This window comes from Phaeobacter cretensis (assembly GCF_047372505.1).
In the GTDB taxonomy this organism is placed as follows: domain Bacteria; phylum Pseudomonadota; class Alphaproteobacteria; order Rhodobacterales; family Rhodobacteraceae; genus Phaeobacter; species Phaeobacter cretensis.
Window position 1 is genome coordinate 242,985 of record NZ_JBKBEU010000001.1, and the last position, 24,958, is coordinate 267,942.

The 24,958-nt window shown below is 57.5% G+C and carries 25 protein-coding genes; 13 read left to right on the forward strand and 12 right to left on the reverse strand.

Annotated features, from left to right (window positions below):
• From ACEWZM_RS01155 to rsmA, 4 genes are all read left to right on the forward strand, one after another.
• Positions 1-2,190, forward strand: a complete 2,190-nt coding sequence (locus ACEWZM_RS01155) for an LPS-assembly protein LptD (RefSeq protein ID WP_414004696.1) — start codon at positions 1-3, stop codon at positions 2,188-2,190.
• On the forward strand, positions 2,175-3,440 hold the full coding sequence (locus tag ACEWZM_RS01160; RefSeq protein ID WP_414004697.1) for a peptidylprolyl isomerase: 1,266 nt from the start codon (positions 2,175-2,177) through the stop codon (positions 3,438-3,440). Before ACEWZM_RS01155 ends, ACEWZM_RS01160 begins: the two co-directional genes overlap by 16 nt.
• On the forward strand, positions 3,437-4,429 hold the full coding sequence (pdxA, locus tag ACEWZM_RS01165; protein WP_414004698.1) for a 4-hydroxythreonine-4-phosphate dehydrogenase PdxA: 993 nt from the start codon (positions 3,437-3,439) through the stop codon (positions 4,427-4,429). The genes ACEWZM_RS01160 and pdxA overlap by 4 nt, the downstream gene beginning before the upstream one ends.
• A gap of 85 nt (positions 4,430-4,514) precedes the next feature.
• Positions 4,515-5,360 carry a 16S rRNA (adenine(1518)-N(6)/adenine(1519)-N(6))-dimethyltransferase RsmA gene (gene rsmA / locus ACEWZM_RS01170; protein WP_414004699.1) on the forward strand — a complete coding sequence of 282 codons (846 nt, stop codon included), beginning with the start codon at positions 4,515-4,517 and terminating at the stop codon, positions 5,358-5,360.
• A gap of 131 nt (positions 5,361-5,491) precedes the next feature.
• Here rsmA and ACEWZM_RS01175 read toward each other — a convergent pair whose 3' ends face one another.
• From ACEWZM_RS01175 to prfA, 3 genes are all read right to left on the reverse strand, one after another.
• Entirely contained in the window at positions 5,492-6,238 is a 747-nt protein-coding gene (locus tag ACEWZM_RS01175; protein ID WP_414004700.1) for a DUF4167 domain-containing protein, read from the reverse strand.
• A 225-nt stretch (positions 6,239-6,463) separates the two neighbouring features.
• Complete coding sequence (gene prmC, locus ACEWZM_RS01180; protein ID WP_414004701.1) at positions 6,464-7,321, reverse strand: peptide chain release factor N(5)-glutamine methyltransferase; 858 nt, start codon at positions 7,319-7,321, stop codon at positions 6,464-6,466.
• Positions 7,318-8,373 (reverse strand): peptide chain release factor 1, encoded by a 1,056-nt coding sequence (prfA, locus tag ACEWZM_RS01185; RefSeq protein WP_414004702.1) that lies wholly within the window; start codon positions 8,371-8,373, stop codon positions 7,318-7,320. The genes prmC and prfA overlap by 4 nt, the downstream gene beginning before the upstream one ends.
• A gap of 169 nt (positions 8,374-8,542) precedes the next feature.
• Here prfA and ACEWZM_RS01190 point away from each other — a divergent pair, with 169 nt between their 5' ends.
• On the forward strand, positions 8,543-8,836 hold the full coding sequence (locus ACEWZM_RS01190; RefSeq protein WP_414007921.1) for a hypothetical protein: 294 nt from the start codon (positions 8,543-8,545) through the stop codon (positions 8,834-8,836).
• A gap of 64 nt (positions 8,837-8,900) precedes the next feature.
• Here ACEWZM_RS01190 and ACEWZM_RS01195 read toward each other — a convergent pair whose 3' ends face one another.
• The 4 genes from ACEWZM_RS01195 to ACEWZM_RS01210 are packed head-to-tail and all read right to left on the reverse strand — an operon-like array spanning position 8,901 to position 12,525.
• Complete coding sequence (locus ACEWZM_RS01195; RefSeq protein WP_414004703.1) at positions 8,901-9,320, reverse strand: DUF1499 domain-containing protein; 420 nt, start codon at positions 9,318-9,320, stop codon at positions 8,901-8,903.
• Between the two features lie 43 nt (positions 9,321-9,363).
• Positions 9,364-10,311: an agmatinase gene (gene speB, locus ACEWZM_RS01200; protein ID WP_414004704.1), complete on the reverse strand. Its 948-nt coding sequence runs from the start codon at positions 10,309-10,311 to the stop codon at positions 9,364-9,366.
• Entirely contained in the window at positions 10,304-11,272 is a 969-nt protein-coding gene (gene speB / locus ACEWZM_RS01205; protein WP_414004705.1) for an agmatinase, read from the reverse strand. Before speB (ACEWZM_RS01205) ends, speB (ACEWZM_RS01200) begins: the two co-directional genes overlap by 8 nt.
• Positions 11,273-11,331: 59 nt before the next feature.
• Positions 11,332-12,525 (reverse strand): M20 aminoacylase family protein, encoded by a 1,194-nt coding sequence (locus ACEWZM_RS01210; RefSeq protein ID WP_414004706.1) that lies wholly within the window; start codon positions 12,523-12,525, stop codon positions 11,332-11,334.
• Positions 12,526-12,589: 64 nt separating this feature from the next.
• Between ACEWZM_RS01210 and mazG the strand changes: the two genes are divergently transcribed.
• From mazG to ACEWZM_RS01225, 3 genes are all read left to right on the forward strand, one after another.
• Positions 12,590-13,426: a nucleoside triphosphate pyrophosphohydrolase gene (gene mazG, locus ACEWZM_RS01215; RefSeq protein WP_414004707.1), complete on the forward strand. Its 837-nt coding sequence runs from the start codon at positions 12,590-12,592 to the stop codon at positions 13,424-13,426.
• Between the two features lie 58 nt (positions 13,427-13,484).
• Positions 13,485-14,171 carry a M48 family metallopeptidase gene (locus tag ACEWZM_RS01220; protein ID WP_414004708.1) on the forward strand — a complete coding sequence of 229 codons (687 nt, stop codon included), beginning with the start codon at positions 13,485-13,487 and terminating at the stop codon, positions 14,169-14,171.
• Positions 14,172-14,371: 200 nt separating this feature from the next.
• Positions 14,372-15,367 (forward strand): LLM class flavin-dependent oxidoreductase, encoded by a 996-nt coding sequence (locus ACEWZM_RS01225; protein WP_414004709.1) that lies wholly within the window; start codon positions 14,372-14,374, stop codon positions 15,365-15,367.
• A 34-nt stretch (positions 15,368-15,401) separates the two neighbouring features.
• Here the strand turns inward: ACEWZM_RS01225 and ACEWZM_RS01230 are convergent, their stop codons facing one another.
• The 5 genes from ACEWZM_RS01230 to ACEWZM_RS01250 all read right to left on the reverse strand — a co-directional run bounded on the left by ACEWZM_RS01230 (position 15,402) and on the right by ACEWZM_RS01250 (position 21,478).
• Complete coding sequence (locus tag ACEWZM_RS01230; RefSeq protein WP_414004710.1) at positions 15,402-15,944, reverse strand: RSP_2648 family PIN domain-containing protein; 543 nt, start codon at positions 15,942-15,944, stop codon at positions 15,402-15,404.
• A gap of 7 nt (positions 15,945-15,951) precedes the next feature.
• Entirely contained in the window at positions 15,952-17,166 is a 1,215-nt protein-coding gene (locus tag ACEWZM_RS01235) for an RSP_2647 family RNA methyltransferase (RefSeq protein ID WP_414004711.1), read from the reverse strand.
• 107 nt (positions 17,167-17,273) lie between these two features.
• Positions 17,274-17,564, reverse strand: a complete 291-nt coding sequence (locus tag ACEWZM_RS01240) for a hypothetical protein (protein ID WP_414004712.1) — start codon at positions 17,562-17,564, stop codon at positions 17,274-17,276.
• Positions 17,554-20,370 (reverse strand): [protein-PII] uridylyltransferase family protein, encoded by a 2,817-nt coding sequence (locus tag ACEWZM_RS01245; RefSeq protein ID WP_414004713.1) that lies wholly within the window; start codon positions 20,368-20,370, stop codon positions 17,554-17,556. The genes ACEWZM_RS01240 and ACEWZM_RS01245 overlap by 11 nt, the downstream gene beginning before the upstream one ends.
• A gap of 136 nt (positions 20,371-20,506) precedes the next feature.
• Complete coding sequence (locus tag ACEWZM_RS01250; RefSeq protein ID WP_414004714.1) at positions 20,507-21,478, reverse strand: sodium-dependent bicarbonate transport family permease; 972 nt, start codon at positions 21,476-21,478, stop codon at positions 20,507-20,509.
• Positions 21,479-21,572: 94 nt separating this feature from the next.
• Here ACEWZM_RS01250 and ACEWZM_RS01255 point away from each other — a divergent pair, with 94 nt between their 5' ends.
• The 5 genes from ACEWZM_RS01255 to ACEWZM_RS01275 all read left to right on the forward strand — a co-directional run bounded on the left by ACEWZM_RS01255 (position 21,573) and on the right by ACEWZM_RS01275 (position 24,957).
• On the forward strand, positions 21,573-22,487 hold the full coding sequence (locus ACEWZM_RS01255; RefSeq protein WP_414004715.1) for a LysR substrate-binding domain-containing protein: 915 nt from the start codon (positions 21,573-21,575) through the stop codon (positions 22,485-22,487).
• 376 nt (positions 22,488-22,863) lie between these two features.
• On the forward strand, positions 22,864-23,445 hold the full coding sequence (locus tag ACEWZM_RS01260) for a TetR/AcrR family transcriptional regulator (protein ID WP_414004716.1): 582 nt from the start codon (positions 22,864-22,866) through the stop codon (positions 23,443-23,445).
• Entirely contained in the window at positions 23,442-23,783 is a 342-nt protein-coding gene (locus ACEWZM_RS01265; protein WP_414004717.1) for a ribosome small subunit-dependent GTPase A, read from the forward strand. Before ACEWZM_RS01260 ends, ACEWZM_RS01265 begins: the two co-directional genes overlap by 4 nt.
• Entirely contained in the window at positions 23,774-24,523 is a 750-nt protein-coding gene (gene rsgA / locus ACEWZM_RS01270; protein WP_414004718.1) for a ribosome small subunit-dependent GTPase A, read from the forward strand. The genes ACEWZM_RS01265 and rsgA overlap by 10 nt, the downstream gene beginning before the upstream one ends.
• Complete coding sequence (locus ACEWZM_RS01275) at positions 24,520-24,957, forward strand: GNAT family N-acetyltransferase (RefSeq protein WP_414004719.1); 438 nt, start codon at positions 24,520-24,522, stop codon at positions 24,955-24,957. Before rsgA ends, ACEWZM_RS01275 begins: the two co-directional genes overlap by 4 nt.
• Position 24,958 lies beyond the last annotated feature (1 nt).

Here is a 24,958-nt window from a genome sequence, read left to right on the forward strand (position 1 = left end):
ATGCGCCGCGCCCTGCTTCTTTCGACGGTTTTGCCACTGCTGGCGCTTGGTCAGCTGGCCCTACCCAACGCAGCCACGGCCCAAACCGCCCCCCTGGGCAGTGCCCGCGCGCAGCCGGCAGCTGCTCCGGCTATCCTGGTCGCTGACAAATTGTTCATCACCCCGGATCGAACCTTAGTGGCCGAAGGCAATGTCGAGGCATTTCAGGGCGATGTTCGACTAACCGCGCAAAGGATCACATTCGACCAAACCCAAGGTTCATTGCGGGTTGAGGGCCCAATCCGGATCGATGAAGGCGGGGATATCACCATTCTGGCTGATGCAGCCGAACTGGATCGCGATCTGCGCAATGGCTTGCTGGTTGGTGCACGCCTAGTGTTCCAGGAGCAGCTGCAGCTCGCCTCATTGCAGATGACACGGGTCGGCGGTCGCTATACGCAGCTGTACAAGACCGCCGTAACGTCCTGCCACGTCTGCAACGATGGACGGCCACCGCTCTGGCAGATCCGCGCTGAGCGGATCACCCATGATCAACAGGAACGCCAGCTCTATCTCGAAAATGCGCAGCTGCGGATTCTTGATACGCCGGTATTTTATTTTCCAGGGATCCGCCTGCCTGATCCAACGCTCGAGCGTGCCAATGGTTTCCTGATCCCATCAATACGGACCACATCGAACCTTGGTACCGGCGTAAAGGTGCCATATTTTCTGACCATCGGCCCGCACCGGGATCTAACCATTTCGCCATATCTTTCGTCACGTACCCGGACTGTGGACCTGCGCTACAGGCAGGCGTTCAGACGCGGCGAAATCGAAATCAACGGCGCCTACACCAGAGATGAATTGTACCGGGGAGAAGATCGCGGTTATGTCTTTGCCGAAGGCACGTTTGACCTCAGGAATGAATTCAAACTGCAGTTTGATATCAAGTCCGTGTCGGATGACGCCTATCTGGCTGACTATGGCTTGCGCGATCTTGACCGGTTGAGGTCCGAAATTGTGATTTCCAAGGTGGAGCGTGACAGTTTATTTCGCGCCAGCGCGATTTCATACAAAACCCTACGTGACAGTGAAAATCAGGACCTGATTCCATCCTCCATCGGCAATCTCTACTATGAACGGCGGTTCTTCCCGGTGCAGATCGGTGGCGAGTTGCGGTTGTCACTGGAAACCCATGGCCACAACCGGACATCGGACAACAAAGGCAATCTGACCGACCCCGGCGGGCGTGATGTGGGCCGAGCGACGTTGGATATTGATTGGCAGCGCAGCTGGCGCTTTGGCAGCGGTTTGGTTGCGGAATGGTCACTTGGCGCGGCAGCAGATGCCTTTGCGGTCTATGATGACAGCGTTTTTGACAGCCGTACCACGCGGCTAAGCCCGCGTAGCGCTTTGACCTTCCGACTGCCGATGACCCGTCGCGAACAATCTGGTGCCACGCAATATCTGGAACCGATCCTGCAGATTGGCTGGACCGACACCGGCGACACCGCTGTTCCCAATGACGAAAGCAACTTTGTCGAATTCGATCGCGGTAACCTACTGGAACTGTCCCGGTTCCCGGCAATAGATGCGCGCGAAGACGGCGTCACAGTGGTCTACGGCCTGAACTGGGCGCGGTTTTCGCCCAGTGGCTGGCAGGCATCCGCGACCATCGGTCAGGTGTTTCGCAACGCCGACGATGGCCGCTTCACCAAGAGTTCGGGCCTTGGCGGCACCTCGTCGGATCTGCTGCTGGCAGCACAGCTTAAGCTGAACAACGATCTGGCGATCACCACACGCGGGTTGATGAACGGGTCGTTTAACTTCTCCAAGGCAGAAGTGCGCGGCGACTGGATGACGGATCGCAGCCGCCTCACCGGCACCTATATGTGGCTGGGCACCGATCCCGCCGAAGGTCGCTCCGAAGAGGTCTCCGAACTGTGGTTCGACGGAGCCTATGAAGTGACGCCCGGCTGGACCGCCAGCGCAAATCTGCGCTACGACATATCCGGCGCACGCGCCACCCGCGCCGGGTTGGGATTGGTCTATTCCAATGAATGCGTGACGGTCGATCTTTCGGTCAACAGACGCTATACATCGACAACAAGTGTTGAGCCGACAACGGATTTCGGCTTTACCATCGCGTTAAACGGGTTTTCCGTGGACAGCGGCAGCAAGAAGTACAGGCGATCATGCAAAAACACCTGAGTTTTCGGCCCCAAGGTGCGGCCCCCTTCGTTAAGCAACTGACCCAGACAGCTATAGCGCTAGCGCTGGCGACTTCGGTGATGTTTGGCCCTGCGCCTGCAACGGCTCAGGGGTTGTTTGCCCCGGCGATTACGGTGAATGACGCCGTTGTCACCAACTATGAGCTTGAGCAGCGCACCCGTTTCCTGACCTTGTTGCGCGAACCTGGTGACCCGCTTGAAAAAGCACGCGAGGCCCTGATCCTCGATCGGTTGAAACTTGACGTTTTGGCGCAGGCGGGAATTTCGCCAACAGAGGAAGAAATCACCGAAGGCATGGCCGAACTGGCCGGGCGCGCCAACCTCAGCCTGCAAGAATTTCTGAACGTGCTGGGTCAGAACGGCGTAGCGCCTGAAACCCTGCGGGATTTCACCCGTGTGGGCATTGCATGGCGTGAATATATTGCGGCCCGTTATTTGGCCCAAGCCCGGCCCAGCGAGGAAGAAATCGACCGCGCCATGGGGCTTTCGGGATCTGGTGGGGTCGAGGTTCTATTGTCTGAGCTGATCATGCCGATCAATGCCCAGAACGCCGCTCAGGTCGAGGATATCGCCCAAGACGTTAGCAAGATCCGCACCATAGGTGCGTTCTCTCAGGCTGCCCAACAATATTCAGCGACGGCCACTCGCCAAAGCGGCGGACGCCTCCCCTGGATGCCGCTCACCAACCTGCCGCCACAGCTGCAGCAGGTTGTTCTCGGCCTACGTCCGGGTGAGGTAACCGCGCCACTTCCTCTGGATGGCGCTGTAGCCCTGTTCCAGCTGCGCGATCTTCGTGAAACCACCGGCGCTGCGCCCAGCTACGCTGCTATAGAATATGCCGCCTATTACCTCCCCGGAGGTCGCAGCCCGGAGGCTCTGGCCGCCGGCACCAAAGTGTCAAATTCCATCGACACCTGTGATGACCTCTACGGTTTAGCAAAGGATCAGGATCCCTCGGTCTTGGATCGTGAAACTCTACCCCCGTCTGATATTCCGCAGGACATCGCAATCGAGCTGGCCAAACTCGACCCCAATGAGAAATCGTTGGCGTTGACCCGTAACAACGGTCAGACCCTGATGTTGCTGATGCTCTGTGGGCGCACGGCGGAAGTGAATGCCGAAGCGAGCCGCGAGAGCGTGGGCAATGCCTTGGCTCAGCAGCGCCTCGGCGCCTTTGCAAATAGCCTGCTGGAGCAGCTGAAAGCGGATGCGCGGATCAGCGGCGAATGAGCAACCCTGCCCGCTCACTGCCCATCGCGCTGAGCTGTGGGGAACCGGCGGGCATCGGCCCTGAACTGGCCGTGAAGGCCTGGCAGAAGCTGGGCGCTACATGCCCCTTCCTTTGGCTGGGCGATCCGCGTCACCTACCATCTGGCACCAATTGGCAAGAGGTCGCCTCCGCAGCCGACGCCATTGATGTCAGTGCGACAGCATTGCCGGTGTTGCCCGTTGGTTTTGCCGCGCCCGCGGTACCGGGCCAACTGGATCCGCGCAATGCAGCAGGCGTAATATCTGCCATCGAAACAGGCGTCGCGTTGGTTCAATCGGGTCAGGCGAGCGCGCTGTGCACTGCACCCATCCACAAAAAGGCTCTGATTGACGGGGCCGGTTTCAGCTATCCCGGCCATACCGAGTTCCTGGCCAATCTGGGGGACCTAGATGACGTCGTCATGATGCTCGCCAGCCCTGAGCTGCGCGTGGTCCCTGCCACGATCCATATCGCTCTTTCAGAGGTTCCTGCGAAACTGACACCCGATGGCCTGCGCGCAACGATTGAGATCACTGCGCAGGGGCTGCGAAAGCAATTCGGCATCGCACATCCGCGTATTGCTGTGGCAGGCCTCAATCCACATGCTGGCGAAGATGGTGCCATGGGTCAGGAAGAGCTGGATTGGATCAGGGGGCTGATAGCTGATATGCAGAACAGCGCCTATACCCTAACCGGGCCTCACCCTGCCGATACCCTGTTCCACGCTGCCGCCCGCGCACGCTATGATGTTGCGGTCTGCATGTATCATGATCAGGCTCTTATCCCGATCAAAACGCTGGATTTCGACCGCGGTGTCAACGTCACGCTGGGGTTGCCCTTTATTCGCACCTCACCGGACCATGGTACCGCCTGTGATATCGCGGGCCAGGACATCGCCAACCCGTCTAGCCTGATTGAAGCGCTACTTCTGGCTCAGAGCATGAGCCGGAGTGCGGCCCCCAGCACTTGAAACTTCTTCTGGTCGGAAATATCCCCACCGGAGACATGATAATTTGAAGGTGCAGCCGCTGCGCCCCTCCCAAGGTACCAATGATATGAGCGCTATCGACTCTCTTCCCCCGCTGCGTGAGGTGATCGACACTCACCAGCTTTTGGCGCGCAAATCGCTGGGCCAGAACTTCTTGCTGGATCTGAACCTGACGGCCAAGATCGCCCGACAGGCCGGCGACCTGAGCAACTGCGACGTGCTGGAAATCGGCCCCGGCCCCGGCGGTCTGACCCGTGGTCTGTTGGCCGAAGGTGCGCGTCGCGTGCTCGCGGTGGAAAAAGACAGCCGCTGCATCCCGGCACTTGCAGAAGTCGCGGCAGCCTATCCGGACCGTCTTGAGGTAATCGAGGGTGATGCGCTGGAAGTGAACCCCCTCACCCATCTGACCCCACCGATCCGCATTGCGGCCAACCTGCCCTATAACGTCGGCACAGAGCTTCTGGTACGTTGGTTGACCCCCAAGGCTTGGCCGCCGTTCTGGCAAAGCCTGACCCTGATGTTCCAGCGTGAAGTTGCAGAACGGATCGTTGCACAGCCCGGTAGTAAGGCCTATGGCCGTCTGGCACTGCTTGCACAGTGGCGCGCGGATGCTCGGATCGTGCTGTCCCTGCCCCCTGAAGCTTTTAGCCCGCCGCCAAAGGTTCATAGTGCGGTGGTACATCTAACAGCACTGGACGCACCGCGCTACCCGGCGGATGCCGGCACATTGAACAAGGTGGTGGCAGCGGCCTTCAATCAACGCCGCAAGATGCTGCGCGCCAGCCTCAAAAGCGTCAGCCCAGATATTGAGGCCCATCTTGTCGCTGTTGGCATCCCCCCGACTGAGCGTGCAGAGCAGGTCGGATTGGAGGCATTTTGCGCATTGGCGCGAAGCCTGAAACCGCTGGATTGACAAGCAACTGCCAGCGATTGGCGAGTTCTTCTGATGAAACTCTCTAAAATGAAAAACCCCGGTCTCGATTGAGATCGGGGTTTTCTATGTCGTCGCCAGCGCTCTATCCAAGCGGCACTAGCAATATAGGTTTACTCTGCGGCCTCTGGCGCGTCCTCGGCCGAGGGTTTCGGCTTGGGCTTGCGACGGGCAGGCTTGCGCTCGGGCGCAGGTGCCGCATCTGTACCTTCGGTAACAGGCGCATCGGCTGTAGCAGGGCTGTCACCACCTTTAGGAGCGGTCTCCGCCTTTGGCGCTTCAGCCTTCGCAGGCTCAGCCTTCGTAGCGTCTGCCTGGCCGCTCTCTGGCTTGGGCTTACGGCTACGTGGTTTGCGTGTCTGAGGAGGTTTTTGCGGTTTGCTTTCACCGTCAGCTGCAGCCGGATCGCGGCTCTCTGGTGTTTCCACCAAGCCGCTATCACCACTGCTCTCGCGCGTATCAATCACCTCAGGCTGAGGTGCTGCAGACGGATCGTCGTTGCGGTTGCCCGCCTCGCGTTCCTGACGCTCAAGCCGCTCAGCGCGTTCGCGATCACGTTCCGCCTGGCGTTCGCGGTTTTGCCGCTCCTGCTCTTCACGGCGCGCGTCGATCTCGCGTTGGGCTTCGTTCAGCATTCGCAGATAGTGCTCTGCGTGCTGCTGGAAATTCTCGGTGGCAACACGATCATTACTCAACTGGGCATCGCGCGCCAACTGATTGTATTTATCAATAATCTGTTGCGGTGTACCGCGTACCTTACCCTCGGGACCGGAGCTGTCAAACACGCGGTTGACAACATTTGCCCCTGCTGGGCGGTTCCGATTTGACTTGGAACGCGAACGTGATTTGGACGATCTCATATGCCTAACGTCAGCCTTGATTGAATTTGTCGTGGATCCATACCAGCGCGCCTCTGCGCCGGATCATCGACCATTTTGGGCTTGATGTCGCCGGGAGGTATTCTAAAACCTCGCCCGAAGGCGACTTCTTTGAATAATCATGTTACGCCCTTTCAGACAAGGGGTTGCATGAGATTATCCGTGCTTTTTCTTACGAAACTGCGAATTCAGGTCGTTTTCACAGAATTAGGAGGTGTTTTCGCCACAGCCGCGGCCACAAACCACACGGTCGCGCCCGTCGAGATCAGGAATGACAGATACTTGGGTTAGCCCCGCTGAAAGCAATAGATCACTGACCGTCGCGCCCTGTGTCGGGCCGATTTCTAGAAACACCCGGCCCGTTGGCGCAAGATACTGGCCCAATTCGGCAGCAATAACACGATAAGCACTAAGACCGTCGCCGCCATCGGTCAACGCCATCTCTGGCTCGTGACCGCGCACCTCGTCAGACAGATCTTGCATTTCATCCAACGCGATGTAGGGCGGGTTCGACACAATGAGATCAAACTGACCTACCACTTTGGAAAACCAATCCGATTGCTGGATTTCTGCGCGCGGCTCCACCCTGTGCAGTACTGCATTGGCGCTCGCTTGCAGGCAAGCGGCCTCGCTAAGATCCACTCCAAGGCCGGTGGCCTCCGGCATCTCCGCTAGCAACGTAACCAAAATACAGCCAGATCCCAGACCAAGGTCCAGAACCCGCGAGAATGGTTCGGCCAGTGCCGCCTCTATCAGACATTCGGTTTCAGGACGTGGATCCAATACATCGCCCGAGACTTTGAAGCGGCGCCCGTAGAACTCCCGCTCTCCAATCAGATGCGACACTGGCACACGGATGACCCGCAGGGCAATCAGCCGCTCATAGCGCTCGGCAATCTCGGGGGCCAGATCCTCGGGCGCAATCAGGGTAACGCGGCTGGCTTCGATGCTCGCCGCATGAGCCAGTAAAATACGGGCGTCTCGTGCAGGATCAGGGACCCCGGCCGCACGCAGGCGAGCCGCCGCAGCCGCCATTGCCTGTGCTGCGGTCTGTGGCCCGTTCATTGGCCCATTGCGGCCAGCAACCGCGCCTGATCATCCGCAGTGAGCGCATCGATGATTTCTTCCAGATCGCCCTGCATGATCTGATCCAGCTTATAGAGCGTAAGGTTGATCCGGTGATCCGACATCCGCCCCTGTGGGAAATTATAGGTGCGAATGCGTTCGGAGCGATCCCCCGAGCCAACCTGACTTGCGCGGTCGGCCGAGCGTTCATTGTCAATCCGTTGGCGCTCCAGATCATAAAGCCGCGTGCGCATAACCTGCATGGCAATCTCGCGGTTGCGGTGTTGCGACTTCTCAGAGCTAACGACGATGATACCAGTCGGGATATGGGTGATCCGAACTGCTGAATCGGTTGTATTTACGTGCTGACCTCCAGCACCGGAGGCGCGCATGGTATCGATCCGCAAATCACCGGGATCAATCCGAAGATCAACATCCTCAGCCTCGGGCAGGACCGCGACCGTAGCAGCCGAAGTATGTATACGTCCCCCAGATTCCGTCACCGGCACGCGCTGAACGCGGTGCACACCGGATTCATATTTCAGCCGGGCAAACACATTTACCCCTTTGACATGAGCCACGACCTCTTTCAGTCCGCCAAGCTCAGTCGACTGTTCTTCAATGATCTCAAACCCCCAGCCCTGCGCCTCACTGTAGCGCTGGTACATGCGCAGCAAATCACCAGCAAAAAGCGCAGCCTCGTCACCGCCGGTGCCGGGTCGGATTTCCAGCATCGCCGGGCGTCTGTCGGCTTCGTCCCTTGGTAACAGGGCAAGCTGCAGAGCATGTTCCGCCTCCGGAAGGGCCGCGCGCAGCTCTGGCAACTCTTCCTCAGCCAAAGCCGCCATGTCAGGATCGGCAAGCATTTGCTCAGCTTCGTCTAGATCCGACATCAAGCGACGATAAGCGGTGATCTGCTCCGCGACCGGGCGCAGGTCAGAATACTCCTTGGCCAGCGCCGCGATATCCGCGCCAGCAGGCCCCTCCGCCATTACGGCCTCAAGATATTGAAACCGTTGTAGAATTTGATCGATTCGGTCTTCTGGGATCATGCGCGCAATGTCCGTTTGATCTGTCTTTGGCGGAAAGCTCCCCATGTGATATGCTAGGGACATGCAACATGCCAGTCTTCATATCATAAGAGAGGGTGCGGGGCAGCGACCCGCTCTCAAGCATCGCCGATCAGAGTTGACTACGGTTCTGCCGCGCCTGTCTACATCGATGCGGTTTCTGTCTATCGTAACTTTGGTTTTTGGCTCTACCGGCGTTGCCCAAGCCGACGTGACCGCGCCAAACGGGCGCACTATTGATTGCTATTGCACCGACAAATCCGGCAGCCGGATTGAGCTGGGCGAATTTATCTGCCTACAGGTCGATGGCCGCATGTTCACTGCGCAGTGTCAGATGTCGCTGAACGTGCCTATGTGGCGCGAGGTGCAAAAGGGCTGTCTTGCAGCGGATGCGAACAGCGCTCCCACATCTTCAGATGCGGCTAACCCTCTGCCACGGATCTAACGGTATCGCCTCGCTATCTCCAACGATAAGGCCGTGCCCAGCAGACCTCAGCCACCAGATATCACTATGGGGCTTGTTCCATCTGGGCCATCCAGCCGCTGATGCGGTCATTGTTGGCCCCTAGATCGGAGCGGCCAAATCGTAGTCTGGCATAGACTTTCAAAAGATCCCCATCTTGCCGCGCCGTGGTGTAATCGGGAAACCCCAAAAGCCGGGTGCGCGTTACATAAGTGACCATCTCGTCTTCAACCGAACCTGCCAAAACGCGGGTGCGTGCAGCATTGCTGGCGACGGTGTGAAACCGCTTCAACCCGTCTGCACCGCTGCGCACGACCCGGAAGACACCCCCGCGAAAAGTTTTGTCCTCAGTGAACTCCGGTTGCGTGTTCCAATCCAGCGGGTCACTTGGCGCAAGCCGAATAAACCCAAGCACCACGACAATCCCCGCGATGCTCAGCCAGACAAATACCATCACTCGACCCATATGGTCTGAACTCCCTCGTGGCGGCTGCCACCAGACAGCTGCCCTATTTAGTTGTCACGCCTGGCAATACACAGAGCAGCTCATATAGCAGGTTCGCTGCTGTGAGCGCCGTATTCCCCGACGTGTCATAAGGCGGCGATACCTCAACCATATCGCAGCCAACGATGTTCAACCCGCGCAAGGCCCGTATCAATTCCAGTGCCTGCGGTGTAGTCAGCCCACCGATTTCCGGCGTGCCTGTCCCCGGAGCGTAAGCCGGGTCCAGGCTATCAATATCATAGGAGACATAGACCGGCCTATTGCCGATATCGCGACGAATTTCCGCACCCATGCCATGCAGCGACCGATTCCACAGTTCGCTGGCCGGGAAATGTTGAAATCCCCAACGCTGTGCTTCTTTGAAATCTTCAGCGCCATACCCCGTTCCGCGCAGGCCGATCTGATAGGTTTTATCCGCGACGATCAGCCCTTCTTCATAGGCACGACGGAATACGGTGCCATGGGTTTCGCGCTCACCAAACATATCGTCATTCACATCGGCATGGGCGTCCACATGCACCAAGGCGACGGGGCCATATTTTTCGGCGACCGCGCGAAGAATAGGCAGGGTGATCGAGTGATCACCACCCATTGCAACGGGTGTCACATCACTGGACAGGATGGCGCTATAGCTCTCCTGAATGATGCGAAGGCTCTCCGGCAGCGAAAACGTGTTGATCGCCAGATCACCGATGTCGCCAATGTTCAGGCTGTCAAAAGGCGCAGCACCGCTGGCCATATTATAAGGCCGGATCATCGCGCTTTCTGCACGGATTTGCTTTGGGCCAAATCGGGTGCCGGAACGCCAGGAGGTGCCGATATCCATAGGCACGCCCAGAATCGCCACATTCAACCCCTCAAGCGAGGTTGCCTGAGGTAAGCGCATAAAAGTGTTCGGCCCGGAAAACCGCGCCAGATCATTGCCGCTGATCGGCTGATTGAAGTCAGTCATTGTCTCTCATGTTCCAGCCAAGAAGGCAGATAATTTCGGTCGCCACTTGGGCACCCGCGATAGCGGTGGCACCTGTGGTATCAAACGGAGGTGAAACCTCCACCACATCGCCGCCTTTTATGTTGATCCCTGCGATATCACGCAGAATGCGTGCAGCCTGCGCCGATGTCAGCCCTCCCCAGACCGGCGTGCCGGTGCCCGGTGCAAAGGCCGGATCCAGCGCATCGATATCAAAGGACAGGTAGGTGGGCTGATCGCCCAAGATTTCCTTAATACGTTTTGCAGTTTCGGCAGGGCCAATTTCATGCACGGTGGGCGCGTCAATAATGTTGACCCCAAGCGTATCATCATTTGTGGTTCGGATTCCAACCTGAACCGAGGTTTTGGGGTCTACGAGGCCCATTTTGACGGCTTTGTAGAACATGGTACCGTGATCAATCCGATCCATATTGTCATCCGGCCAGGTGTCCGTGTGGGCGTCGAACTGCAGCAGTGAAATGGGCCCGTATTTCTCGGCATAGGCCTTGAGAATCGGAAAGCTGATGTAGTGATCCCCGCCCAGTACGACCGCGGCCGTATCCGCCGCCAAGATGCCACGAATATGCTCGGTTAATGCTGCCGGAAACGCAGGGACATCAGCGTGATCAAAAGCGAGATCACCATAGTCCGCAATAGCCAGAGTGCTGAGCGGTTTATGCGGCCAGCCATAGGGTTCATCGGGGCTTTGCAGGCAAGACGCTTCGCGGATCGAGCGCGGGCCAAGACGTGTGCCAGGGCGGTTGGTCACAGCCTGATCAAACGGCACACCGGTAACAGCAATATCCACACCGGTCAGATCCTTGGTGTATTTTCGTCGCAGAAAGGAAGTCGCTCCGCCAAAGGTGATCTCAAAGCTGAGCCCCTTCATGTCGTCACGTGTAAACGCGTGATCGATCATGTGCTTTGCGTCTTCTAACGCCATTGTATGGCTCCTTCCGATGCTCCTGCTATTTGATCAAATAGCTGGTTCCATTCCCATTGTCACCTCTCGATGGCCGCATCGACTATGGGCTGTGCCCTCTCGACCAAACGCGCAAAAAATGACGCACCAATAGGAGCGATATCATCGTTGAAATCATACTTGGGATGGTGCAGCCCGGCTGTGTTGCCCTGACCTAGGAACAGATATGCGCCGGGACGGGCCTGAAGCATATATGAGAAGTCTTCCGCCCCCATGTCACGAGAGGAGTCAGCCTCAACATTTGCATCGCCAGAAATTTCGCCCGCGACGGCTGCAGCAAACCCCGTCTTGTCCGCATCATTGATAGTTGCAGGATAGCCCACCTCATAGTCCAGCTCAGCTGTGACTCCGTAGCTGGCCGCCTGCCCTGCAACGATTTCTTTCATCCGGCGCATTACCATATCCTGCACCTGCGCATCAAAGGTGCGCACTGTGCCGTTGATGTAGGCCGTATCCGGGATCACGTTGTCGACGGTGCCGGTGTGAATCTGCGTAACCGAGACCACCAGATCGTCCAGCGCATAGTGGTTACGGCTGACAATGGTCTGGATCGCTTGTGCTATGCCACAGGCCGCCATCACCGGATCGCGGGTTTCATGCGGCATTGCGCCGTGGCCGCCGACGCCCTGAATGTTGATATGAAAGGTGTCGACCGCCGCCATCAGCGGCCCCGGCGTGGTGGAAAAGGCACCGACCGGCAAGCCGGGCGCATTATGCAGCGCATAGACTTCGCCGACATTGAACCGCTCCATAATGCCTTCTTCGACCATGATACGGGCACCGCCGATCGCCTCTTCTGCAGGTTGAAAAATCAGGGCCACGCGGCCTTTGAAATTGCGCGTCTCTGCTAGGTATTTTGCGGCCCCCAGCAACATAGCAGTGTGACCATCGTGACCGCAGGCGTGCATGTTGCCCGCGTGGTTTGAAACATACTCCACCCCGGTTTCTTCCGGAATCGGCAAGGCATCCATATCAGCCCGCAGACCGATGGTTGGCCCCGTTTCACCATCGGCCGCCTGCCCGTTGATAATCGCCACCATGCCGGTCCGGGCAATGCCCTCGTGCAGCTCATCCACGCCAAATTCACGCAACCTGTCAGCAACAAAAGCAGCCGTTTTAGGCAGATCCAGCGCCAGTTCAGGGATCTGGTGCAAATGCTGCCGCCAGCGGGCCATGTCCTCGGCGTAATCGGCAATTCTATTCACGACGGGCATGGGGGTGGACTCCTTGGTCAGACTCGGGATTGATGCATCTGACACTGGAACAAGAGCCGCCGCAATGCCCGAAAACGATCTGATCCATAATGAATCTGCCGGCATCGAACGCCTGCTGGAAATCATGCGCCGCCTACGCGACCCCCGAACGGGCTGCCCCTGGGATATCGAACAGGATTTTGCCAGCATCGCGCCCTATACTATTGAAGAAGCTTACGAAGTTGCGGATGCAATCGAACGTGAAGCTTGGGATGAATTGAAGGGCGAGCTGGGCGATTTGCTGTTCCAGTCCGTATTTCATGCCCAGATGGCAGCGGAATCCGGCCATTTCACCTTTCAGGATGTGGTGACCACGATGTCCAACAAGATGGTCTCGCGCCATCCTCATGTATTCGGAGCTGAATCCCGCGAGAAATCTGCCGAACAACAAACTCAGGACTGGGAGACAATCAAGGCAGCCGAACGTGCAGGACAAGCCCAACAGGGCACGCTGGATGGTGTGGCCGTAGGCCTGCCAGCCTTGCTACGCGCCTACAAGCTGCAAAAACGCGCCGCGCGCGTTGGTTTTGACTGGCCTTCTGCCGACAACGTTTTGGCCAAAATCGCAGAGGAATCCGCCGAACTGGTAGAGGCTCGCGACAATTTAACTCAGACCCAAGTCGAAGAGGAGTTTGGTGATCTGATGTTCGTGATGGCCAACCTTGGCCGCCATCTGGGTGTAGAACCGGAAGCCGCGCTACGCGCTGCCAATGCGAAATTCACCCGTCGATTTGAGGGTGTCGAGGCAAAGCTGGCCAGCCGTGGCAAACGCCCCGAGGACAGCGATCTGGCAGAAATGGATGCGCTATGGGATGAGGTCAAGGCAGAGGCGCGAGCCAAAGCGGACACCAATGAAGCCTGACGCCAAGAACATCGCCGATCCCTTGCCCCAACGCCTCAAGAGCCCCATATCCTAAACCATGTTGCGTTTGACCCCTATCCTTTTGGCTGTGATCTACGGGCTGGTAACTTACCGCCTGTCGATCTGGCGCACCCATCGTGCCCTTGATCAGCAATCGACTGAACTGGCCGATGCGCAGCTGCGCAGGCTGACGGACCGGATGGCTGCCGCGCTCGAGATCGACCATATTCCGGTCTATATCTATGAGATTGATCCGGTGAATGGGCTAGCGGCGCCTGATGGGCGGATCTTCATCACCCGCGGGTTCTATCGCAAGTACCGCGATGGTGAGGTCAGCGATGTCGAGCTGGCATCGGTCATAGCGCATGAACTGGGCCATGTGGCGCTGGGGCACGCCAAGAAACGGATGATCGATTTCTCTGGTCAGAATGCCCTGCGCACCGCTCTGATGCTCATTATCGGCCGGTTTGTGCCCTTCGTCGGGCCTTGGATTGCCAATGTGCTAACATCACTTCTGGCGGCACGGCTGTCGCGCAGCGATGAATATGAGGCTGACGAATATGCGGCGGCCCTACTGACCAAGGCCGGGATCGGCATCGCCCCCCAAAAGAGTCTGTTTCGTAAACTGGAAGACCTAACGCAGGCGCGCAGCGGCATGGCCCCGGCTTGGCTGATGAGCCACCCCAAAACCGAAGAACGCATCGCCGCGCTCGACCAGCTGGAGAAACGCTGGTCCAAGGCGTGACAACTAAGGACGACCGACACCGGCCCTAAGTGACGCAAGGTTCACCGCGCACTGCATGGATAACTCGTCAAACGTCCTTGTCAGCGGCACGCGCCAAGCCCACCTCGTAACGATCAATCGCGTTTGCGGGCGGCCATCCGAATACGCCACTTCAGACTTCGCCCCGCACATCCACATTTATGGGCCGCCGGAGAATATTCATGCGCTATTCCGTTCTTGATCTAGCCCCCGTTCCTGAAGGCCTCGATATTGTACAATCCCTGCGCAACAGTACCGATCTGGCGCAGCGCGCCGAAAGCTGGGGCTATCATCGATTTTGGTTGGCCGAGCATCACAATATGCCCGGCATTGCCAGCGCTGCGACCGCAGTTCTGATCGGGCATATCGCGGGGCAGACCCAATCGATCCGTGTCGGGGCTGGTGGCATAATGCTGCCCAACCATGCGCCCTATATGGTAGCCGAAGCGTTTGGTACACTGGTCAGCCTTTACGGTGATCGTATTGATCTTGGCCTGGGCCGAGCGCCGGGCACCGACTTACTGACAGCCCGTGCCCTGCGGCGGGGCTTACAAAGCGGCGATGGAAATCCCGACAGCTTTCCGCATGATGTGATTGAGCTGATCAACTACCTTGGCCCCGAGCGCCCCGATGCGCGCGTGCGCGCCTTCCCCGGCCTGGGCACGAAGGTGCCGATGTGGATTCTCGGATCGAGCCTCTATGGAGCGCAACTGGCGGCACAACTTGGCCTACCTTATGCATTTGCCTCGCACTTCGCTCCGGCGGCACTGGATCAGGCGCTCGATGCCTATCGCAGCAGTTTTCAGCCCTCCGAGCACCTTGCTGCCCCCCATGCAATGATTGCGATCAATGTCTTTGCTGGAGAAAGCGATGCTGAAGGTGTCAGGCTGAAAACCACGATGCAGCAGGCCTTTGCTCGCCTGCGTGAAGGCAAACCTGGAAAGCTGCCAGCACCCATAGATGACATCAGCAAACATCTGGCTCCGCCGATTTTGGCAGGTGTGAACGAGGCATTGCGGATCTCGGCCACCGGCAGCAAACCGACCGTCGCCGCTGATCTATCGGCAATTGTGGAGCACTATCAACCGGATGAGGTTATCATCACCGGGCAAATCCACGACCATGATGCGCGGCTGCGCTCATTCGAGATTGCCGCCGAGGTGCTGAGCACGATCTGAACCTACCGGTTTGATACCCTCCACAAGCGGAATTCTATGATGCGAGTGCCTTGGCAATACGAGGCAGCCGCGCCTTTTTTAGCAACGGACGCATCTCCCACCCGCCGCCGGACAGCCTGTTGGCCTCGGCCAGCACTGTAGCTGCTACCTCCGACATACCACCAGTATCCTTGAGCCAAAGATCGTAGAGCAACTGATCAGGGCCGATCCGTTCCAGCCCTTCCTCGGCCAATGTGTGGCGCGGGAAATCCTTGTTGTTGACCGTGACAATCGCATCCGCGTGCCCCACGATGGCCGAAGCCAGCACATGCAGATCCGCAACATCCGGTAGCCACAACCGCGCTTCCACTGCGGGTGTCGGCGCGACAGCGGCCTTGGGCCAGGTCGCAGATATCAGCGCGATCTCGCCACGCGCCTGCGCCTCGCCCGTGGGGCCAATCTTGCGAGCGGCCCGCGCCCATTCTTCCAGGATGCGCGGCGACCACAGCGGCGTGAAATGACCGATCCGTGCGGCCCCCAACAGCATTTCGCGCATAACCGTCGGGTAAAGAACGCAGGCATCCAGCAGCAGTTTCATCAGCGTATCAATCGAGCCGGAAGAAAACTGCCTTTAGATAGCCGCTTTCGGCCAGCTGGGGCAGCTGCGGATGATCTGGCCCGGCATAACCTGTGTGCAGCAATAGGCTGCGGCGTCCGCCACGTCCAATCCCACGCGCGGATGCATTGCGGAATCGGCTGAGATCAGCCGCATGGGAACATGAGCACAGCCCAAGATAACCGCCCGGCGCCACAAGCGGTGCCGCAAGTTTTGCAATCCGTTCATAGGCGCGCAACCCAGCTTCAAGCGCTTGTTTCGATGGGGCAAAGGCCGGCGGATCACAGATGATCACATCAAATTGCGCGCCATCATCAGCAAGCTGAGTGAGCACATCAAACGCATCGCCCTGCCGTGCAGTGAACCGGTCTTCAAAGCCGCTGACAGCGGCGCCCTGTCGTGCCAGTTCAAGCGCAGGCGCAGATCCATCAACGCAGGTTGCTTCAGCCGCTCCGGCCGCCAGCATAGCCAGACCAAAGCCACCAACATGGGAAAACACGTCCAAAACCTTCGCGCCCGGTTTCACCAGTTTGGCCGCAAAAGCGTGGTTATCGCGTTGATCGTAGAACAGCCCGGTTTTCTGCCCCCCGGTGAGGTCAGCCATATAGGTCGCCCCGTTCATCGTGACGTCTACAGCTTTCTCTGGCGCAGTGCCGCGCAACGCAGCGCTAACGTCATCCAAGCCTTCAAGGCTGCGAGCGCGCCCTGAGGCGTTTTTAAGTACGGTGGACACACCGGTCACTGCAACCAGAGCCTCGGTCAAGAGGTCCAGATGGGCATCGGCCCAAGCCGCATTGGGCTGCACCACGCAGGTGTCACCAAACCGGTCGATCACCACGCCCGGCAGGCCATCGGATTCGGCGTGTACCAGCCGGTAAAAAGGCGCGTCGTAAAGCAGTTCACGTAAGTCCAGCGCTCGACGCAGACGACTCTTGAACCAATCCACACTCAGCTCCGCTGCGGGGTCCGTATCAAGCATTCGCCCGATGATCTTGCTCTCGGGATTGACTGCAACCAGTCCCATTGGCGTCAGGCCATCGTCTTCCAGCACTGCAAGGGTGCCAGGTCCCAGTTTTCGGGTGCGCCGGTCTGTAACCAGCTCATTGGCATAGACCCAAGGAAAACCATGGCGCAAGGCACGGGCGTTGGCTTTGGGTTTCAATTTTACACGGGCGCGCTCGGGCGCGGAGGAAGAAGCTGTCATACGCCCCTCTTAACCGCAACGAGGCTATGTTGAAAGGGTGTCCTCTGCTGTGTGTTCACAGCCCCGCAACTATCGCTGTGATTTGCCCCTGCGCGGCGTATAAACCGCTACCGAGTGCGCGATCGCCAGCCGCCGCGCCTGCGCGGTTTGGCAGCGGCATCCTGCCCCTCTTGCAGCACCGACGTCATCGGATGATCTGGATAGGCAGCCCCCAGATAATCCCGTAATGTTACAATAGCCTGTCGACTATCCACCCCGTCCGGCAGGCTCAGCGCCCAGTCCAAAAAGATGCTGCGGCATTCACCCGGTTGGATGCCCTCAATGCGATAACTTTCCCGGATCAAACCCTTGGGATCCAGAGTGGCAAGCTGCGCGTCAGTTATCGCCTCAGATGTCATGGTCGGTTGCTCCTTCTCTTGCCAATGCGGCAGCAATGATATCAGCGCAGCTCTGATAGCTCTGTGTCAACGCGGCTTCCAGTTCTGCCAGATCATCATAACCGGTGCTGCGACACAGGAACTGCGCCCCCCCCTCACCCAATGTCTGGGCGTTTATGGCCTTGCCTGAAACCAGCCGCGCGGCAGTCTGTACAGACAAGAATAGCTCATATGAACGCTGTAGTTCAGCGGCATCTGCGGCATCCAACCAGCCGCAGGCGACAGTGCCCGTCAATCCGGCGGCTACATCATGTCCGGTCGCATTGCTAAGGAGCACTCCGGTCTGAGCGATCAACTCGATATCCATCATCCGACCTGCACCGGTTTTAGCATCCCATGGCCCGCTTGGCACTTTGGCGGCAGCTAGACGCGCGCGCATCTTTGCGACCTCGGGCAGGATCGCTCCCCGGCTGCGCGGCGCTCCCAGAAATGTCTCGCGAAAAGCCGTGATATCCTGAGACAGCCCCTCTGCGATCGGCGTGGGTATAGCTGCAACCACCCGCGCGCGGGTCAGCGCCAGATGTTCCCAGACCCAGGCATCATTGCGCTGATACTGGCAAAAACTCTCAAAACTGGTAGCGACCGGCCCCTGCGTGCCGGACGGCCGCAACCGCATGTCCACCTCATAAAGCTGGCCTTGCGACATACGCGCGGTCAATGCGGTAATCAGCGCTTGTGTCAGCCGGGCATAGTAAGGACGGGTTGCCAGTGGGCGTGGCCCGTTTGATGTGTCCTCATCGCCCGGATCATAGATCACAATCACGTCCAAATCCGACAGAGCATTGATCTGCCCTGCCCCCAACGAGCCCATCGCCAGAACAGCCGCACCGCGCCCCGGAACAGGTCCGTGTTTAAGGGCAAACTGATCCATCACAATTGGCGCGAGTTCAGCGATCACCACCTCTGCCAGTTCAGCGTATTGCGCTCCTGCATCACTTGCATCGATTAGGCCGCGCAGATGGTGCACACCGATACGGAAATGCCACTCCTTGCACCAGCGCCGGGTTGCATCCAGACGGGTTTCATAGTCATCCTCATGAGCCAGAACCAGCCGCAAAGATTGTCCCAAGGCCTTCCGCTCAGGCCAATCGGCAAAAAACGATCCCCCGATAACCGCATCAAAAACACTGGAATTGCGGGACAGGTAACTTGCCAACGTACCGGAGGTACCCACGATATCGATCAACAGATCGATCAGCTGAGGATTGGCCTCAAATAGCGAAAACAACTGCACACCTGCGGGGAGACCCGCGAGAAATCCATCCAGTGCGACCAGCGCCTCCGCTGGTTGAGCGGTGCGCGCCAAACGCGCCAGAAGTTCCGGTTTTAGCCGTTCAAAAATCTGCGCGCCCCGCGCTGAACGCAGCGCAGGATAGGTCGGCCAGCGTGCCAAAATGTCATCATCAAGCACCTCAGGGGCCGCGGCCTGTACGACCTCAACGGGTGTGTCAGGAGCAAAGAAACCTTCGGTTAACTCATGCACCTGTTCCAGTCGAGCCTTGACCTCCGCCATCAGCTCCGCACGGTCACGGTCCATCAGGCAGGCAACCCGCGCGATGCCATCTTCGGACTGTGGCATTCGGTGCGTTTGGGCGTCATGCACCATCTGAATGCGGTGCTCCACCTCGCGGTGCGCAACATAGTGTGCGCTAAGTTGATCACAGATATCCTGCGGCACCCACTCCTTGGATGCCAATGCCTGCAAACCTTCGAGCGTACCGCGTGAGCGCAGGCTTTCGTCGCGGCCACCGGCGATCAACTGCCGGGTTTGCGTGAAAAACTCAATCTCCCGAATGCCTCCACGGCCCAGTTTCATATCATGTCCAGGCACAGTCAGTGAGCCGCCGGTTCCCTTATTCTCCCGGATCCTCAGCCGCATATCATGAGCGTCCTGAATGGCTGCAAAATCAAGATGTCGCCGCCAGACAAAGGGGCGCAGGGTCTGGAGAAAATTGGCGCCTGCATCCAAATCGCCAGCGCAGGGGCGCGCCTTGATATAAGCTGCCCGTTCCCAAGTGCGGCCGAGGCTTTCATAGTATCGCTCCGCCGCTTCCATCGCCATGGCGACCGGGGTTACCGCGGGATCCGGGCGCAGCCGTAAATCGGTGCGGAACACATAACCATCAGCGGTCCGTTCGCTCAGAGTTGTGCACATGTTGCGCGTCGCCCGCACCATGCCTTGCCTAGCCTCATAGAAGTCGTCGGGATCAAAACGGGTCTCATCAAAGAGACAAATCATGTCGATATCAGAGCTGTAGTTCAGCTCATAGGCACCCATTTTTCCCATGGCCAGAAGCGTCAGGCCGCCCGCAGTTTCAATATCCGCATCGGTCAGGCCCGGCAGTTTCTTACGCCTAATAAGAGCGGCGATCTCGGCCTTGATGGCCACATCTGCACAGAGTTCGGCAAAATTTGTAAGCGCCGTTGTCACCTGCATCAGATCCCAAGCTCCAGCCAGATCACATAGCCCACTTAGCAATGCGAGTTGCCGCTTGGCCCGCCGTAGGCCGGGTTTCAGCTGATCCGGCGCAAGCGCACGCACATCGGCGGTAATATGCGCCAGGGCCGCCTCCGGATCTGCCAGTGCAGGTGCCACCCAATCTGCCTCACGCGTGATCAGCTCCTTAAGATACGGGCTGGAGCCTGCAGCACCTGCCACCAACGCCGCCTGATCGCCGGAAAGTTCAGGCACAAGCACCAGTGCATCTTGCCCCAAATCCGGATCAAAAGCGCGCGGAAGGCGCTGAATATCAAGAGAATGTCCCATGTGATGACATTGTGCTCAGATGCAGCTGCCGTCAATTGGCGAAAGCGTGCAGTCATGATCCCAAACCGCCCAATCTGAATTCGGTAAGGAATACCCGAATGATCGAAAGACAGCCGCTGCATCATTCCCACTGAAATCAGGACCCCATACCTGCCATCCAGAGATAAAGCGGCAGCCCCACAGTGATGTTAAACGGAAACGTCACACCCAGTGATAGAGTTAGATAGATACCAGACTCCGCCTTTGGTAGCGCGATACGCATCGCCGCCGGAACCGCAATATAGGAGGCTGAGGCGGACAAGACGATAAGCAGGAACAAGCTTCCCGTCTGCAACCCGATCACTGACCCAACCACCCAACCCAATAATGCACCGGTGATAGGCATCAGCAGGCCAAAGGAAAAGAGCCCCGGGTTCAGTAAATGACGGTTGTTCAGCAAGCTCCGGCCGGCAGAAATACCCATATCGAGCAGAAAGAGGCATAAAATACCCGTGAACGGAGTCACAACAAAGGGCGCGACCATCTCCATTCCTTTGTCCTGCGTTACGGCCCCGATTACGAAGGCGCCACAGAGCAGCACAACCGACCCGTTTGCAAACAACTCACGTGCAGGTACGCCACCAACCGCCTGATCTCCGGAGAACCGATGCGCGATCCACAAGGCTGACAGGATCGCAGGAACCTCCATCGCGGCGGCAACCGCAACCATGTAGCCGTCAAACGCAATTCCAGACAGCTCGAGCAGACTTGACGCCGCCACAAAGGTCACGATTGAGATCGACCCGTAATGTCCCGCCACAGCCGCTGCGTTCATTGCATCCAGCCGCGTCATAACACGAAGCAACCAGAAGGCCGCAAAGGGGATCACAAAAGACAGGAGCAAGCCTGCCATGATCGCCACCAGCAAATCACCGCGCAAACCATGCTCGGCCAGACTGTTCCCCCCTTTGAATCCAATGGCGAGCAGAAGGTAGAGCGACATGAACTTGGCAGCTCCCTCCGGGATCGACAGATCACTCTTTACGGCTGCGGCCACAAGTCCAAGGATAAAGAACAGGATAGTGGGTACCATGAGGTTGACAGACAAAGTGTCGAAGACGGCAGACATTCGCGAAGCTCCATTCCGTTTTGCGCTTCTTGCCATGTCGATTTTGATAGCTTAAATACTTTATATCACCATTTAACATAGCCTGAAGCTATTCATGAGACCCACACTTCGCCAATTGGAATACATCGTAATGGTGCATCAGCTCGGCGGGTTCGGGCTGGCTGCAGAGACTCTGAACGTGAGCCAACCGAGTCTGTCCAATCAGGTCGCCACTGTTGAGGCTGATCTGGGCGTCCGGCTCTTCACGCGCGGGCGTGGTGGCACCCAAGCCACTGCAAAAGGGCTTGAATTCGTGCAACGGGCGCGCCGCATATTGGCAGAGGTCGAGACCCTCCGCCGTGTCATGACCTCGGCCTTGCCATTCGGAGGGCGACTCAGGCTTGGCGTGCTGCCATCAATCGGGCCCTATCTCCTGCCCCAGGTGATGCGATCCCTGCACGACGATCAGCCTGATCTGCGCGTTGTAGTCCGTGAGGAAAACACTCTAAGCCTTGATGAGGGCATCCGAAACGGTCGGTTCGATGCAATCATCTCCACCCCTGAAGACCACCCCAACACCTGGCAGCGCCCCCTGTTCACAGAGCCGCTCTGGGTCGCAGTTTCAACCGACCACCCTATCGCGTCGCTTACCAAAGTCAGCGGAGGCGATCTGGCTGGGCAGCGCCTGCTAACACTCGATACAGGCCACCGGCTGGCACGTATCGTCTATGGTATCGCTGGTCTTAGCGGCGGCCTCGTTTCGGATGATTACGAGGGGACGAGCCTTGATTCCATTGTCTTGATGGCCGCGACCGGTGCCGGTGTCGCGGTGCTCCCCGATCTCTTTGTACGGCGGCAAGCTGTCCACCGCGATGAAATCGTGGTCAAACCTCTCGATATGGACGATGCGAACCGAGGGATCAGTCTGATGTTCCCAGCCGATCAGCCCTTTGATGAAGGTCGTGACAGGCTGACCGTTGCGATACGAGAGGCCGCGTTGTCACTCGACCTGGCTGTATCGCAAACCTGAGTGCCGGCGATTGTACGAAGGCTAAAGAAAATCCGGATCTCTAAAACTGGGTAATTGTTGAACGCCATATGACTTCGCCTTCACGTCATAAACTGACCCAGGATGGTGAGGAATTCCTTAGCGGACGATGCAGTGACGATCGCTTTGAGCCCGTTTGGACTAATGCTGCATTATATATAAATGGCTGCTTTAGCTGGTATTCGGGTATCGCAACATTGCACTAGCCCTATAAATGACTTTACAGTCACTGACTTATTAGTCAGTTATAGATCGACAGGTGTTGGACCGGTGAAGGGGTCAAATGCATCAGTCACAAGCCTCTGTTCTTTGAAGAGAAACTCACGACGGCATTGTCGCAACGCGAAGGTAGAGTCCGATGAGACCTCAAACGGGCAAGAAAAAGATTTTCAATGCTGCGATGGAGCTGTTTGAAACGCAGGGGTATTTTGCAACAACTGTGGAGCAAATCACTGTAAAGGCGGGCGTCTCTAAAGGTCTTGTGTACAACTATTTCTCCAGCAAAGAAGATTTGCTCATCGCCCTTATTGAGGACACAACGGAGAAGATGAATGTTGTTGCGGCAACATGGGAACCCCAAGAAACACTAGAAGCGTCAATGTCCGGGTTCTTAGACGTCTATTTCCAGTACCTTGAGAATGAGAGACGTTTTCTAAAGCTCCAACTGACCCTTATGTTGATGCCCGAACTAAAGAGCATTGTGTATCAGTCTCAACAAGTGCGCGCGAAACTCTTGCTGTCCAAGACGACTGGCTGGTTCACCCAATGGGGTTCTGCGGACCCAGAAAACCAAGCGCGGCTGTTTCTGGCGGTGTTGGATGGAATAGCCCTGCACTATTTGTCTGTGTATGAAAACTACCCCCTCGCTGAGGTGAAGCTAACCCTTCTAAAGACAGTCAAAGAATGGTGCCGCAGCGCCGTTCAAGCGGGGCGGCCATGACACGAGATTATTCGAAGTTCATGCTCCAACCCGGCGCGGCAAAACCGGCAGTGCACAAACCGTCCAGATTGGTGACACTTGGTTGGCAGCCGTTTTTCACACGACAAACCAGTATTGATGGTCTGGCAGAAACGCCGCCTGTACGCATGGTCGAGGTCCATCGCATCGGATTACAAACCCTTGGTGACGGCATTGATCAACTCATTCCACCGGAGCCAGAAGCCGCCGTGGCTGACTGGCTGTTGCGGAACCAGCAGTACCCGCCAGAAAGCATCGTACTTAATCGCAAAAGCCTGTTCAAAAACCGTGCCGCGAAACGGATCGCAGGTTGCAATTGATTGCCGCCAATGTGGATACGGCATTTGTCGTGACGTCCTGCAATCAGGATTTCAACGTGGCACGGCTTGAACGCTATGTGGCATTGGCGTTTGAGGCGGAGGTCACGCCAGTGATGCGGTCGACCAAACCTGACCTGTGCAAAGATGTCGGCTCTTTCGTTCAGGAAGCTTCTAACATTTCACAGCAGGTGTTGGCTCTGGCCCTGAACGCGCTTGGCGACGAGCCACAAACCAAGCTGCGTGATTGGTGCAAATCAAGGCAGACAATTGCCTTTCTGGAATCATCTGGGGTTGGAAAGTCAACGCTGGCCAATGCCCTATCGGATGAACAATCCGTGGAGACAACAGTCATTCGCGAAGACGGCGCGAAGGGAAGGCATACCACCACGCGACGGCAGCTTCACTTCTTGCAAAATGGCTGTGCGGTGCTGGACACTCCGGGCACGCGCGAGCTTCAGCTGTCAGATGCGCAAGACGGAATTGCCAAGGTGTCTGACGATATCGCAGCTTTGGCAAATCGATGCAGATTCAGCGATTGCACCCATGAAACCGAACCCGGCTGCGCGATTCAAAACGCTGTAAAACGGGGCGACATCACACCAGATCGGCTGGCCCGGTGGAACAAACTGGTCGCCGATGAGCGGTTCAACTCAGCCTCGTTGGCAGAGCGAAAATCAGATCACAAAGCCCTTCATAAGATGATCCGGGCAGTCCAGAAACAACCGAAAGTAAGACAATGATTAGAGAATACGCATCAAATGACACGGACGCGTTGATCGCCATCTGGGAGAAGGCGAACGCGCTTGCGCATCCGTTTCTCGCCACGGATTTCGTGACCTTCGTCAGGGATGCGCTGCGCAACATGTATTTGCCCAACGCAGAAACATGGGTCATCCAAGACAAGAGTGCCCCTATCGGGTTCATCGCCATGATCGGCAATGAAATCGGTGGCTTATTTCTTGATCCGGACCATCATGGCCGCGGCCGTGGTCGCGAACTGGTCGATCATGTGGTTGGCCTCAAAGGTCCACTGTGTGTTGATGTCTTCAAGGACAACAAGATCGGACGACCGTTCTACGAACGCTATGGCTTTGAGTTCGTTGACGAATACCTGCATGAGCAATCGGGCACATTGACCCTAAAAATGGCTATGCCCGGCGCAAAAATAGCATAAC

What these genes read in the sequence shown, in the direction of transcription:
- ACEWZM_RS01240 (WP_414004712.1), bottom strand. Translation starts at nt 17,564, where the DNA reads ATGACATCTGAGGCGATAACTGACGCGCAGCTTGCCACTCTGGATCCC.
- ACEWZM_RS01210 (WP_414004706.1), bottom strand. Translation starts at nt 12,525, where the DNA reads ATGCCCGTCGTGAATAGAATTGCCGATTACGCCGAGGACATGGCCCGC.
- prfA (WP_414004702.1), bottom strand. Translation starts at nt 8,373, where the DNA reads ATGATCCCAGAAGACCGAATCGATCAAATTCTACAACGGTTTCAATAT.
- ACEWZM_RS01175 (WP_414004700.1), bottom strand. Translation starts at nt 6,238, where the DNA reads ATGAGATCGTCCAAATCACGTTCGCGTTCCAAGTCAAATCGGAACCGC.
- ACEWZM_RS01260 (WP_414004716.1), top strand. Translation starts at nt 22,864, where the DNA reads ATGAGACCTCAAACGGGCAAGAAAAAGATTTTCAATGCTGCGATGGAG.
- prmC (WP_414004701.1), bottom strand. Translation starts at nt 7,321, where the DNA reads ATGAACGGGCCACAGACCGCAGCACAGGCAATGGCGGCTGCGGCGGCT.
- ACEWZM_RS01225 (WP_414004709.1), top strand. Translation starts at nt 14,372, where the DNA reads ATGCGCTATTCCGTTCTTGATCTAGCCCCCGTTCCTGAAGGCCTCGAT.
- ACEWZM_RS01230 (WP_414004710.1), bottom strand. Translation starts at nt 15,944, where the DNA reads ATGAAACTGCTGCTGGATGCCTGCGTTCTTTACCCGACGGTTATGCGC.
- ACEWZM_RS01220 (WP_414004708.1), top strand. Translation starts at nt 13,485, where the DNA reads ATGTTGCGTTTGACCCCTATCCTTTTGGCTGTGATCTACGGGCTGGTA.
- ACEWZM_RS01195 (WP_414004703.1), bottom strand. Translation starts at nt 9,320, where the DNA reads ATGGGTCGAGTGATGGTATTTGTCTGGCTGAGCATCGCGGGGATTGTC.
- ACEWZM_RS01155 (WP_414004696.1), top strand. Translation starts at nt 1, where the DNA reads ATGCGCCGCGCCCTGCTTCTTTCGACGGTTTTGCCACTGCTGGCGCTT.
- mazG (WP_414004707.1), top strand. Translation starts at nt 12,590, where the DNA reads ATGCCCGAAAACGATCTGATCCATAATGAATCTGCCGGCATCGAACGC.
- pdxA (WP_414004698.1), top strand. Translation starts at nt 3,437, where the DNA reads ATGAGCAACCCTGCCCGCTCACTGCCCATCGCGCTGAGCTGTGGGGAA.
- ACEWZM_RS01190 (WP_414007921.1), top strand. Translation starts at nt 8,543, where the DNA reads ATGCGGTTTCTGTCTATCGTAACTTTGGTTTTTGGCTCTACCGGCGTT.
- rsmA (WP_414004699.1), top strand. Translation starts at nt 4,515, where the DNA reads ATGAGCGCTATCGACTCTCTTCCCCCGCTGCGTGAGGTGATCGACACT.
- ACEWZM_RS01250 (WP_414004714.1), bottom strand. Translation starts at nt 21,478, where the DNA reads ATGTCTGCCGTCTTCGACACTTTGTCTGTCAACCTCATGGTACCCACT.
- ACEWZM_RS01275 (WP_414004719.1), top strand. Translation starts at nt 24,520, where the DNA reads ATGATTAGAGAATACGCATCAAATGACACGGACGCGTTGATCGCCATC.
- speB (WP_414004705.1), bottom strand. Translation starts at nt 11,272, where the DNA reads ATGGCGTTAGAAGACGCAAAGCACATGATCGATCACGCGTTTACACGT.
- ACEWZM_RS01265 (WP_414004717.1), top strand. Translation starts at nt 23,442, where the DNA reads ATGACACGAGATTATTCGAAGTTCATGCTCCAACCCGGCGCGGCAAAA.
- ACEWZM_RS01235 (WP_414004711.1), bottom strand. Translation starts at nt 17,166, where the DNA reads ATGACAGCTTCTTCCTCCGCGCCCGAGCGCGCCCGTGTAAAATTGAAA.
- speB (WP_414004704.1), bottom strand. Translation starts at nt 10,311, where the DNA reads ATGACTGACTTCAATCAGCCGATCAGCGGCAATGATCTGGCGCGGTTT.
- ACEWZM_RS01160 (WP_414004697.1), top strand. Translation starts at nt 2,175, where the DNA reads ATGCAAAAACACCTGAGTTTTCGGCCCCAAGGTGCGGCCCCCTTCGTT.
- ACEWZM_RS01255 (WP_414004715.1), top strand. Translation starts at nt 21,573, where the DNA reads ATGAGACCCACACTTCGCCAATTGGAATACATCGTAATGGTGCATCAG.
- ACEWZM_RS01245 (WP_414004713.1), bottom strand. Translation starts at nt 20,370, where the DNA reads ATGGGACATTCTCTTGATATTCAGCGCCTTCCGCGCGCTTTTGATCCG.